General features: G+C 72.0%; 9 protein-coding genes. 5 read left to right on the forward strand and 4 right to left on the reverse strand.

Translation table 11 applies throughout. From position 1 onward, the window contains the following. The 3 genes from D8M34_RS12705 to manA form a co-directional block, all read right to left on the reverse strand. Positions 1–2,740, reverse strand: a 2,740-nt coding sequence (locus D8M34_RS12705; protein ID WP_148113057.1) for a glycosyltransferase, incomplete at its 3' end; no start/stop codon positions are given. 82 nt (positions 2,741–2,822) lie between these two features. Further along, positions 2,823–3,140: a WhiB family transcriptional regulator gene (locus tag D8M34_RS12710; RefSeq protein ID WP_126894191.1), complete on the reverse strand. Its 318-nt coding sequence runs from the start codon at positions 3,138–3,140 to the stop codon at positions 2,823–2,825. A gap of 154 nt (positions 3,141–3,294) precedes the next feature. After that, positions 3,295–4,422, reverse strand: a complete 1,128-nt coding sequence (manA, locus tag D8M34_RS12715; protein ID WP_126894192.1) for a mannose-6-phosphate isomerase, class I — start codon at positions 4,420–4,422, stop codon at positions 3,295–3,297. 68 nt (positions 4,423–4,490) lie between these two features. Here manA and D8M34_RS12720 point away from each other — a divergent pair, with 68 nt between their 5' ends. Further along, positions 4,491–5,906: an O-antigen ligase family protein gene (locus tag D8M34_RS12720; protein ID WP_126894193.1), complete on the forward strand. Its 1,416-nt coding sequence runs from the start codon at positions 4,491–4,493 to the stop codon at positions 5,904–5,906. Next, positions 5,903–7,201: an O-antigen ligase family protein gene (locus D8M34_RS12725; RefSeq protein WP_238695656.1), complete on the forward strand. Its 1,299-nt coding sequence runs from the start codon at positions 5,903–5,905 to the stop codon at positions 7,199–7,201. Before D8M34_RS12720 ends, D8M34_RS12725 begins: the two co-directional genes overlap by 4 nt. A gap of 10 nt (positions 7,202–7,211) precedes the next feature. Here the strand turns inward: D8M34_RS12725 and galE are convergent, their stop codons facing one another. Beyond that, complete coding sequence (gene galE, locus D8M34_RS12730; RefSeq protein ID WP_126894194.1) at positions 7,212–8,201, reverse strand: UDP-glucose 4-epimerase GalE; 990 nt, start codon at positions 8,199–8,201, stop codon at positions 7,212–7,214. A gap of 146 nt (positions 8,202–8,347) precedes the next feature. Here galE and D8M34_RS12735 point away from each other — a divergent pair, with 146 nt between their 5' ends. From D8M34_RS12735 to D8M34_RS18895, 3 genes are read left to right on the forward strand one after another with little or no spacing between them, the layout of a single operon-like run. Continuing rightward, a complete protein-coding gene (locus D8M34_RS12735) occupies positions 8,348–10,258 on the forward strand; it encodes a glycosyltransferase (protein ID WP_126894195.1) in 1,911 nt (636 codons plus the stop codon). After that, a complete protein-coding gene (locus tag D8M34_RS12740) occupies positions 10,255–11,217 on the forward strand; it encodes a glycosyltransferase (protein WP_126894196.1) in 963 nt (320 codons plus the stop codon). Before D8M34_RS12735 ends, D8M34_RS12740 begins: the two co-directional genes overlap by 4 nt. Before the next feature lies 1 nt (position 11,218). Continuing rightward, positions 11,219–11,824, forward strand: a complete 606-nt coding sequence (locus D8M34_RS18895; protein WP_153245004.1) for a hypothetical protein — start codon at positions 11,219–11,221, stop codon at positions 11,822–11,824. Positions 11,825–11,829: the final 5 nt, after the last annotated feature.

Here is an 11,829-nt window from a genome sequence, read left to right on the forward strand (position 1 = left end):
TCGCACGGGTCGGGATGGACAGCAGCAGAGCGGCGAGGACGACCAGCAGCTGGACGGTCACGACGAGGCGCGCCGTGCCCTCCGCGCTCCCGCTCAGCTCGGCGGGTGCGGCGGGCTCCCCCTCGAGACGCCACAGCACGCCGCGGTGGGTGGACCCGGCCTGCATGAGACCGGCGCGCTGGTCGATGGCCGCCACGGACGCGGTCCGCAGCGACCGGGCTCGATCCCCCTCGTCGTCCACCGCCGCGAGGAGCACGTAGCTGATCCCCCGTTCGAGCAGCTCCGAGGGCGCGTCGAAGTCGCGGGCCGAGATGAGATCCACCGCGAGGGTGGAGACGTCGTCGCCCTGGGGCTCGACCGCGGTCGAGAGCATCGTCGTCTGTGCGCCCAGGGTCTCACTGGCGCCGTGGACGACCTCGACGGCGAGCCCGCCGTCGTTCTGCGGCGTGAGGATGAGGGTCGCGACGGGCTGGTCCCCGGCCGCCTGGGCGCGCACGTACGCCGGAAGCGTCGACTCGGGACCATTGGTCAGCGCCGATCGATCGGTGTGGAGCGCGGTGAGGGCGGGTACGGCGCAGGCGACGAGCGCGAGAGCCGCCACACCCGTCGCGGCGACGCGGAGCCGAGGCAGCGGGAAGGCCGTGTCCAGGGTGACCGTCGCGGCGCCGACCACGCCGATCCACGCGAGGCTCAATCCGGTGCCCGGCCAGATCGGGACGGCGGTGCCCTGCGTGAAGGCGACGCTGACGTCCACGGCGAGGAACGCGGTCCCCAGCCCGGTCAGGGCGACGACCAGGAGGGTGATGCCGGCGCGCCACCGCGGGGACACGGCCGACCCCAGGGCGAGCAGCGCGAGCGGAGCGCACAGCAGTGCCGCCCAGGTGCCGGGGACGACCGTCGACCAGCGGGCGAGATCCTCGGTGGGGAACCCGGTGGCGAGGGCGAGACGCCCGGCGGCATCGGCCGCGGCCTGCGGCCCGAGCCAGGTCAGGCCGGGGTCCGCGAACAGGCCCAGGGGGGTGCCGTGGGCGAGCTGCCAGAAGATCAGCGGCGCGAACAGGGCAGCCGTGGGCAGGGGCAGCCAGAGGAGGCGGCCGGCGCCGCGGAACTGCGCGGTGCCGAGCACGATCCCGAGCGCCACGACCCACAGCACGGCGAGCGCCGGCGCGAGCACCGGTGCGCACGCCACGACGGCGGCGAGGAGCAGGGACGCGCTGCCGGCGGCGCCCCAGGAGCGGTGTGCGACGACGGCGGAGTGGAACAGCCACGGCAGCAGCAGATGCACGAGGACCGCGGCCGGTCGGCCGTCGACGAGCGCGGTGAGGAAGGTCGGCGCGAGGGCCCACGCGATACCGGCGAAGATGCGCAGGCCGGCACGATCGGTGACCCGGGTGGCGGCGAACCACCCGCCGAGGACGGCGAGGGGAAGCGCGAGGATCCACAGCAGGACCACCGCGAAGGAGGGCGCGCCGGGCCACAGCGAGCCGAGCAGGGCGACGACGGCGGCGAACGGATCGGCGGGGCCGACGACGTCGAGACCGACCCCGCGCATCCCCCAGGCGGCGTCCCTCCACAGCGCGCCGACCGTCTCCCGCAGCGGAAGCAGCCCGCCCCCGCCCAGCGCCGGCCAGGCGAGGAGGCTGGTGAAGGAGGCGATGCTCACCACGAGTGCGGCAAGGACCGCCCATGCCCCGCCGCCGGAGAAGAAGCGGAGCTCACTGACGGCTCCGTGCTCGCTGCCGTGCCCGTCGTCGAGCCGCCGTCGCAATTGCGACGGGGTGACCCGCAGCGGGGCGATGCTCGCCCAGGTGGAGGAGCGGAAGGACCGGATCCGAGCCCGCGATCGCGCGACGGCCGCGAACCGGAGCATGGCGGTGAGGGCGGCTCCCCACTCCGGGAACACCGCCTCCGGCCGCTTGCCGACGAGATGGGTGAGGGAGCGCCAGAGCGCGAGGGGCAGGAAGGTCAGCCAGTGCAGAGGGACCGCGGCCGCCGGGGCGTAAGCGAGACGCCGGTGCAGTTGCGCGAGGCGGGTGACGAAGGCACGGCGGGATCGTCCTGTCGGCAGTGCCGCCGGACCGTCCGGAGCGGCGGAGACCCGCGCCGCCGGGGCGAGCACGACCCGACCGCCTCCGAGCCGCGCGCGCACGCCGAGATCGAGACCCTCGTCCGCGCCGGCCAGGGCGGGGTCGGGGCGCAGGGCCTCGCGCACCTCGCCGCGGATGAGCAGGCCGCGGATGTCGGCGCCGAGGGCATCATCCATCCGATCGTGCTGACCCTGGTCCAGCTCCCCCGCCGCGAGCTCCACCGCGCGGCCGAAGGTGGTCATGCTCACGCCCAGGGACACGATCTCGCGGTCGTTGTCGGTGGCGACGAGCTTCGGCGCGACGATCGCGGCGGACGGCGAGCGCTCCAGCATGCCGGTGAGGCGCTCCAGGGCGCGCGGGTGCGGCGCGGTGTCCTGCGCGAGGATCCAGATCGCGGAGCCGTCGAGGATGCGGGGGCGCGCCAGGTCGATGGCCTCAGCGAAGGACGTCGAGGGCCGTGCCTCGATGATGCCCTCGACCGTGGCGGCGACCGCTTCACTCTCCCGAGCGGTGGCGGCGTCGCCGCACATGATCAGCGTGACGGCCGCGGGCGGGACGGTCTGGGCGCGCACGGCGTCGAGCGTGCGGAGGAGCTGGGCGCGTGCGGAGGGGCCGGGGCGCGCGACGATGAGGGCATGAACTCGGGCTGGCATGACGTGGTCAGCCTATGCGCGGTGTCATGCCGGGAAGCGCACCGCTCCCGGCGCGCCCACGAAGCCGCGCGGCGGAGAGGCGTCAGCTGGCGCGACGCTTGAGCTTGCGACGCTCGCGCTCGGAGAGGCCGCCCCAGATGCCGAAGCGCTCGTCGTTGGCCAGCGCGTACTCGAGGCACTCGCCGCGCACGTCGCACGAGGTGCAGATGCGCTTGGCGTCGCGCGTGGAGCCGCCCTTCTCCGGGAAGAAGGCCTCGGGGTCGGTCTGCGAGCACAGGGCGTCGCTCTGCCACGCGAGGGCATTGTCGTTGTCCGGGTCGGACCGGCGGACCCCGGGGACACCGAGGTTGACCGGATCGACGAACCAGTTCTCCGGCACATCGGAACGGTATCCCGTCATCTCGACCTCCAACCCTTCAAAAACCGCCCCCCTGGCGGGCCGTGCTCACCTAATTACACCCGTGTCATTCGCTCCGGTCAAGTCGCGGATCGTAAACCCTCAAGCGATTCTTGAAGGTTCATGGACGCCTCTCGGCGTGTCGCGCCCGCGCGGATCAGTGCCCGGGGGTGGCCACGAAAGCCTCCCCCGTGCCCGAGAGCGTCAGGCGGCGCTCATCGGCATCGGCGAAGGCGACCGCGCCGATCCGGAGCGCGATGTCCGCTCCCGACTCCGTGGCCACCCGGACCGCACCGCCGGTGGCCAGCACCATCGTCGGGCCGTCCACCTCCACGGTGATCGGCGCGCCGTCGAGGCGCACCCGGCGGAGGGCGAAGTCCGGCACCGGCACGGAGTACGTCGTCACGGCCTCGTCGCCCGCCGGTCGCAGCACCGGCACCTCGCCCGGCGTGGTGTCCAGGATCGCGAGCAGCTCCGGCACGTCGATGCGCTTGGGCGTCAGGCCGCCGCGGAGCACGTTGTCGCTGGCCGCCATGATCTCCACGCCGAGACCGGAGAGGTACGCGTGCAGCAGGCCGGCCCGCAGGAAGACGCCCTCGCCGCGACGCAGCACGAGATGGTTCATGAGCAGAGCGACCACGACCCCCGGATCTCCGGGCGACGTCTCGGCGATGGCGGCGACGGCGCGCAGCGACGGGTGCTCCTGCCCCGCGGGTCCGTCCGCGGCACGGCGGACGGCGGCGATGACTTCGTCCACCGCGGTCTGCGCCTCTCCCCCGAGCAGCCACCCGATCGCGTCTCCGAGCGGGTCCGCCGCGCCCGTGAGCCGCTCGCGCAGGGACCGCACTCCCGGGGCGTCGTCGAGGGCGTCGAGGAGACGCAGGGTGTCGGCGACCGGACGCAGACCGCTGAGCGATTCGAAGTGCTCGCTGAGGGCGACGAGGAGCTCCGGCTTGTGGTTGTCGTCGCGGTAGTTGCGTCGCGGGTCGTCGAGCGGCAGGGCGCTCTCCCGCGCCCAGCCGTCCCTCGCCTGCTCCTTCGTCGGGTGCACCTGGATCGACAGCGGCCGCGCGGCTGCGAGCAGCTTCAGAAGGTAGGGCAGCGTGCCACCCGTCACCTCGTCCAGCGTCCCTCCGCCGTCGAGGTCGGCGGGGTCGCCCGGGTGGTCGCCGAACCACACCTCGGCCTCCGGCGCCCCGGACGGCACGCGCCCTTCGAGTTCGGCGAGGAGCGACGGCGACCCCCAGGCGTAGTCGCGGGGCACGTTCGTGAGGCTGCGCAGCATGCCCCCAGCGTAGAGCCCGGGGCGACGGACGGGTCGGATCCGGGCCCGTCGAGGTAGCCTGAGTCGCGATGGCCCAGTACACCAAGCACCCGGTGGCCGCCCCGCCCACCGCGCCCGAGCGCGAATCCACGGGGCACCTCCTGCTGCGCGGGTACGTCATCGCCGTCCTCTTCGTGGCGTTCGCCCACTCCGCGGTCTACAACCTGCTGGGAGAGGTCGGCGCGGCGATCACGCTCGCGCTCTTCACCGCGGCCACGCTGGCGGTCGGGATCCCGATGCTCGCCCGGAACCGTCCGCAGCCGTTCCGCTGGCGCCGGCTGCCGTGGGCGGCCCTCGGCTACGCGGCCCTCGCCCTCCTCTCCGTCGTCTGGTCGCAGTGGCGTGTGCCGACCGTGGCGACGGGCGTCCTGTTCGCCGCGGTCACCGTGAACGGCCTCTTCATCGCGCACGTGCTCACCTGGCACGAGATCGTCCGCGCGCTGTCCTCCGCATTCAAGTGGATCCTGGGGCTGTCGCTCGCGCTCGAGCTCTGGGTCTCGCTCGTCCTGCACGGCCCGCTGCTGCCGAACTTCGTCGACCTCCCGCCGGGGAAGATCGACCCGCAGTGGTACTGGGTCCGGGACAACCTCTTCGACGGAGGGCGCATCCAGGGCATCCTCGGCAACGCGAACCTGCTCGGCATCGTGTCGCTCTTCGCCCTCATCACCTTCGGCGTGCTGTTCGCGGCGAGGTCGCGCTGGCGCACGACGCTCGCGCTGTGGATGCTGCTGGCCGCGTACTTCCTGTTCCGCACGGCGTCGGCCACCGCCCTCGCCTGCGCCGGAGCCGCAGCCGTCGTGCTCCTCGTCGCCCTGCTCATGCGGCGCGCCACCTCACCCGGCGCGCGCACCCGGATCTACGTCATCGCGATCGGGTCGACCGCCGTAGGCGCCCTCGTGCTCTGGCTGCTGCGGGAACCGCTGCTCGGCCTGCTCGGCCGCAGCGCGGATCTGACCGGCCGGTCGAGCAAGATCTGGGAGAAGGTCCTGGAGCGCGTCGCGGAGCACCCCGGGATCGGCAACGGGTTCTCGAGTCCCTGGGTGCCCACGGACCCGGCCTTCGACGGCTGGATCGTCGACCACGGCATCACCGTCTTCCACGCCCACAACATGTGGTTGGACGTGCTGCTGCAGCTCGGCGTCGTCGGCCTCGTGCTGATGGCCATCGCGTACGGCAGCCTGCTCTGGCGCTCCTGGTTCTTCGCCGTCGACCGGCCGCGATGGGATCTCGACGCGCATCGCCCCTACTCTCCGCTGACGCTGCTGCCCAGCCTGTTCACCGTCGTGCTGCTGGTGCAGGGGCTCACCGAGTCCACCCCGATCATGCTGTGGGGCTGGCTGCTCCTGGTGCTCCTGTCCTTCAAGCTCAAGTCGGTGCCGCTGGTCGGCGTCGGCGAACGGGACCTCGTCTTCGAGCGCGGCGCGACGCCGCGGCGGGTGCCGTGACGACGGGGCATCGCCTCGCCCGCCTCCTCGGCTCGGCGGAGATGGCCAGGGCGTTCACGCTCGCGGCGCTGCTGGCGGTGTTCGGCTCGTTCGCGATCGAGCGGATGACGTCGGCGGTCACGCTCGCCACCGTCATCACCGCGCTCTGCCTGCTCGGCGCGGCGATCCTGTGGGTGCGGCGGGAGGAGCTGTCCGCGCTGCGGATCGCGCCGTCCTCGCTGCTGGCGTTCCTGGCGTGGGCGCTCGTGAGCCTGCTGTGGACGACCGACCGCTCCGACACGATCCTGGGCTGGCTGTCGCTCTTCGGCTACGCCTTCCTCGCCATCACCATCGGGCACGTCCGCGACACCCTGCAGACCGTGCGGGCGCTGGGCGACACCCTCCGCGTGCTGCTCGGCATCTCGCTCGGGGTCGAGATCCTGTCCGGGATCCTCCTCGACCTCCCCTTCGCGTTCCTCGGCGTCCAGGGCAACCTCGCGGCCGGCGGACCCATCCAGGGCCTGTTCGGCAGTCGCAACATGCTCGGCTTCATCGCCGTGCTCGCCCTCATCACGTTCGTGATCGAATGGCGCACGCAGTCGGTCGACCCGCCCCTCGCCGTCGGCTCTGTCGCCCTCGCCGGCGGCCTCGCGTTCCTGTCCGCGTCGCCCACCGTGCTGGTGCTCGCCGGCGCGGTCGGGGTGGTCACGGTCGCCCTCACCATCGTCCGCCACACCCCGCCGGCGCGTCGCAACGTCGTGCAGTGGGCCCTGGGGGTGCTCGTCGCGCTCGCCCTCACGGTGGCGTTCGCGTTGCGCCACCAGATCATCGCCCTCCTCGACGCCGGGTCGGATTTCTCCATGCGCGCGGAGCTGTGGAACATGATCCTGGACTTCGTCGCGGTCAAGCCGATCACCGGGTGGGGGTGGTTCGGCGACTGGGCGCGCGGGGAGTACCCGTTCACGTTCATCAACTTCCAGCTCGACGACCGCCACCAGAGCGCGCTGAACGCGTTCTTCGACGTGCTGCTGCAGCTCGGCGCCGCGGGTCTGGTGCTCTTCCTCCTGCTCGGCGGCATCGCGCTGATCCGCTCGTGGCTGGTCGCCAGCGTGCGCCGCTCGGTCGTCTACGCGTGGACGCCGATCACGCTGGTCACCCTGGCGGTCGACTCGATGTTCGAGAGCTTCACGCTCGTGGACGCCGGCTGGTTCATGCTCGTGCTGTGCGCGCTGCGGGCCGGACAGTCCCGGTCGTGGCGGGAGAACATCGACGCCGCCCACACGGGCGCCATCCCGACGCTGCGCCCGCAGGAGTGAGGCGTCGGGCTCAGCGGACCGTCGGGAGCTTCTCGGCCCAGGCCAGTGCGTCGCGCACGCCGTCGTCGACGGAGCGCTCCGCACGCCAGCCCAGCACGTCGCGCGCGCGATCCACGACCGCGAAGGCGCCGGCCTGGTCCCCCGGGCGCCGGTCCGTCTCGACGACGGACAGCGGGGCGCCGGTCACCCTCTCGAACGCCTGCACGAGCTCACGGACGGTGACCCCGTCGCCGGTGCCGAGGTTGATCACCCGGTAGGGCTCGGTGGGCGTGGCGACCTCGTCGAACCGCGTCACCGCGGCGACGTGCGCCCGCGCGAGGTCCCAGACGTGCACGTAGTCGCGCAGGCCCGAGCCGTCCCTGGTCGGCCAGTCCGTCCCCGTGATCGTGAAGGGCTCGCCAGCCGCCCGCGCCTGCATGATCTTCCCGAGCGCATGGGTCGGCCGGGGGTTCTGCAGGCCGGTGCGCAGCTGGGGGTCGGCGCCGATCGGATTGAAGTAGCGGAGAGCGATGGCGCGGAAGTCGCCCGCGGCTGCGGCATCGGCGAGGATCTGCTCGACCATGGCCTTGGTGGTGGCGTACGGGCTGGAGGGAGCGATGCGGCCGCTCTCGTCGACCCCGTCCCCCGTCTCCCCCGCGTAGATCGAGGCCGACGAGCTGAAGACGATGCGGTGGATGCCGGCGTCGCGGAGACGACGGAACAGGACGATCGACCGGCCGACGTTGGTGTCGTAGTACCCGAGCGGGTCCGCCACGGACTCCGGCACCACGACACGCGCGGCGCAGTGCACGACCGCGTCGATGTCCGGATGATCGCCCAGCAGCCGATCGAGCACCGCGGCGTCGGCGATGTCGCCCACGTACAGGTCGCGCCCCGCGCCGAAAGCGGCGAGGCCCGTGGACAGGTCGTCCAGCAGCACGACCTCGATCCCGGCCTCCAGGCACGCGGTCGCCACGGTCGATCCGATGTAGCCGGCCCCGCCGGTGATCAGTACCTTCATCGCGGTCAGTCTAGCCAGGCGCGTCGTGCGCGCAGGCGGGGCTCTCCGCAGATCCGAAGGAGACCAACGGTAGGCTACTCACTGCTCGTCGAGTCGCGCGCTGCCCTCCGGCAGCGGCTGCGGCACCAACAACGGAGAACCTCCCTGTGGCCCACGTCCTTCAGAACGTCGTCTTCCCGCTCGATCGCGACCCCGACCTACTCCCGCTGTACGCCGACCCCGAGACGTGGTCCGTGATCGAGGACGAGCCGGTCCGCGTCTCCAGCCGCGCACATCTCGGCAACATCCTCGGCCGCCACCGCGCCCGCATCGTCGCCGGGCGCCGGGTCTCGCTCGGCACCTACTTCAATGCCTTCCCCGCCTCCTACTGGCAGCACTGGACCAGCGTCCGGGAGGTCCGCCTCACCGTGCGCACGACCGGCCCGGCGACGGTCCTCGTGTACCGCTCGAACGGCTCCGGCGTGCGTCAGCGCGTGGCCACGCGCGAGGTCACCGGCGAGGCGACGACCTCCTTCGACCTCGACCTCACCCAGTACAGCGACGGCGGCTGGATCTGGTTCGACATCGTCGCGGACGAGAAGCCCGCCGTCCTCGAGGGCGCCGAGTGGACCACTGAGCAGGAGCCCGCCCGCACCGGCAAGGCGTCGCTCGGGATCACGACCTACAACAAGCCCGACTACTGCGTCGAGACGCTGCGGGCGCTCGCGGCGTCGCCGGACGCGCTCGAGTTCGTCAACCGCATCTTCCTCGTCGACCAGGGCACGCAGCTCGTCGCGGATCAGGACGGGTACGCCGAGGTCGCCGAGCGGCTGGGCGAGACCCTCCAGGTCATCCGGCAGGGCAACCTCGGCGGGTCCGGCGGCTTCGCCCGCGCGATGCACGAGGCCCTCCAGCGGCCGGAAAGCGACTTCGTCCAGCTGCTCGACGACGACGTGCGCATCGAGCCGGAGTCCCTGCGCCGTTCCATCGTCTTCGGGCAGTTCGCGACCACGCCGGTCCTCGTCGGCGGGCACATGTTCGACCTCCTCGACCGCCCCAAGCTGCACGGCTGGGCCGAGGTCGTCGACGAAGAGCCGTTCATGTGGCGCAACCTCTACCAGGAGAAGATGCCGCACGACTTCGGGGCCGCCAATCTGCGGCAGTCCCCTCTCCTGCACATGCGCATGGACGCCGACTACAACGGCTGGTGGATGTGCCTGATCCCGCTCGACGCCGTCCGGAAGGTCGGGCTGTCGCTCCCCGCATTCATCAAGTGGGACGACGCGGAGTTCTGCCTGCGCGCAGGCGAAGCGGGCTTCGCGACGGTGTCGATGCCCGGAGTCGCCCTCTGGCACGTGTCGTGGGTGAACAAGGACGACTCCATCGACTGGCAGGCCTACTTCCACGCCCGCAACCGCCTCGTCGCCGGCCTGCTCCACTCGAACGCTCCCCGCGGCGGCCGCCTGCTCGTGCACAGCCGCCGGGTGGACCTCAAGCACCTCATGATGATGCAGTACTACCCCGTGGCCCTGCGCGCGAGAGCACTGCGGGACGTGCTGTCCGGCCCCGACCACATGCGCCGGAACCTGGCCACCGCGATGCCGGCCGCACGGGCTCTGGCCGCCGAGTACCCGGAGACCGTGGTCCACCGCGATCCCGCCCGGGTCCTGCACTCCCGCCACGGGCGCCAGGTCTTCCAGCGGCTGCGGCGGCACGAGTACGACAGCCCCACCGGGTTGCAGCTCCGTGTGTTCACCCTGCGGACGCTGCTGTCGCACTGGATGCATCGACCGGACCCCGCGAACGTCGCCCAGCCCGAGGTCGAGTTCGGCAAGGACGACGCGCACTGGTGGCGGGTGCCGCACTTCGACAGCGCGCTCGTCAGCGCCGCAGACGGCTCCGGGAAGAACATCTACACGCGCGATCGCGCCAAGTACCGCCGGATGCTGCTCGAGACAGTCCGCCTGCACGCCGAGTTGCGCCGACGGTGGCCCGAGCTCCAGCGGCAGTATCGGGAGGCACTGCCCGAGCTTGTCTCGCCGTCCTCCTGGCAGCAGATCTTCGAGGAGAAGGCATGACCGTCGAGTCCCCCGTGTTCGACCCCGCGAGCGCGGCGATCGTCATCGTCACCTTCAACCGCTCGCACCTGCTCTCGGGACTCCTGACGAGCATCGCCGCGATGGACCCGAAACCGGGTCGCGTCGTCGTGGTCGACAACGCCTCCTCCGACGACACCACGGATGTCGTGGAGTCGTTCCGGGACGACATCGGCACGGAGCTGGTCTATCGCCGGCTCGACACCAACACCGGCGGCTCCGGCGGCTTCAGCGAAGGCATGCGCACGGCGTACGACCTCGGCGCCGAGTGGATCTGGATGATGGACGACGACGTGGAGGTACTCCCCGACGGTCTCGCCCGGATGGGCGCCTGGGCTCCCCGGTTCAAGAGCATCCAGGGGCGGCGCTACGACTACGACGGCAGCGAGTTCTACTGGCAGTACCGCATCGCGGAGCGCATGGGCATCCCGATCCCCTTCGCCCCGGCGGGATTCGACTCCTCCGGCTACAAGGAGATGAACAGCGGCTGCTTCGAGGGGATGTTCATCCACCGCTCGATCGTGCAGCGGATCGGGCTCCCGGACCCGCGCTTCTTCATCTACTGGGACGACCAGATGTACGGCTGGCTCGCCTCGCGCCTGACCACCGCGGTCATCGTGGACGAGTTCGTGCTGCGCCGCACCCGCGAGATCCGGCAGTGGGACATGGGCATCCGCCACATGAACGCGTCCAGCAACGCGTACCGCTACTACATCATGCGCAACCGCGGCTTCATCAAGCAGTACTACCGGGTGCACGGCGTGTACAACCCGGTGCTCTTCGGGCTCGGGACGACCGCCACGTTCTTCAAGGAACTGATCCGTCTCGTCTTCGTCGAGCGCACGGTGCGCGGCACGAGCAACCTGTTCCGCGGACTCCGCGACGGCGGCCGCATCGGGCGCGACCGCTCGTGGCAGCCGATGAGCCCCCTGGAGGCCTGAGATGGTGGAGCCGCAACCCGAGGTGCGGTGGGCGCCGCTTCCGCCGCGCCCCCGGAACCGCGGACGCATCTGGCTGATCGTCGGCCTCGCGGTCGCGGCCCTCGCGATCGTCGGGCTGCTGCTCTTCTTCCTCCTCCCCCGTGACGGCGCCCCGGCGCCTGGCGCGAGCGCGAGCGCCTCGCCGTCCGCCACCGCCTCGTCGACCCCGACGACCGCGCCGTCGTCCCCGACCGCGCCGTCGGGAGCCGCGACGCCGGAACCCACGCCCATCACCACGCCTCCGCCTGTCGGCGACCCCTCTCTCGAGGTCTTCCGGGACAAGGTCGGCGGGTGGCTAACGGCCGCCGAGCGCGGCCTCGACATCGTGGACGAGAACCGGAACCAGGACGCCCTCCCCGTCGTGGACTCCCTCCAGGAGGACGCCCAGCGGTTGGGCGACGCGGTCCCCCCGTCGTCCATCCAGGACGCCTGGCGCTCCGGGGTCGAGACCTACGCGGAGCGCCTCACCGCCCTTCGGACGGCGCTCGAGAGCGGTTCCGGCATCTCCGGCGCTCTCGACAGCGCCCGCTCCGCGGTCGCCGAGCTGAGCAGCGTCGCCGGGTTCTGACGTCG

This window comes from Microbacterium sp. HSID17254, from assembly GCF_003989315.1.
In the GTDB taxonomy this organism is placed as follows: domain Bacteria; phylum Actinomycetota; class Actinomycetes; order Actinomycetales; family Microbacteriaceae; genus Microbacterium.

Coding starts and splice junctions, on each gene's coding strand:
- manA (WP_126894192.1), bottom strand. CDS start 4,422: ATGCTGCGCAGCCTCACGAACGTGCCCCGCGACTACGCCTGGGGGTCG.
- D8M34_RS18895 (WP_153245004.1), top strand. CDS start 11,219: ATGGTGGAGCCGCAACCCGAGGTGCGGTGGGCGCCGCTTCCGCCGCGC.
- D8M34_RS12740 (WP_126894196.1), top strand. CDS start 10,255: ATGACCGTCGAGTCCCCCGTGTTCGACCCCGCGAGCGCGGCGATCGTC.
- D8M34_RS12710 (WP_126894191.1), bottom strand. CDS start 3,140: ATGACGGGATACCGTTCCGATGTGCCGGAGAACTGGTTCGTCGATCCG.
- D8M34_RS12720 (WP_126894193.1), top strand. CDS start 4,491: ATGGCCCAGTACACCAAGCACCCGGTGGCCGCCCCGCCCACCGCGCCC.
- galE (WP_126894194.1), bottom strand. CDS start 8,201: ATGAAGGTACTGATCACCGGCGGGGCCGGCTACATCGGATCGACCGTG.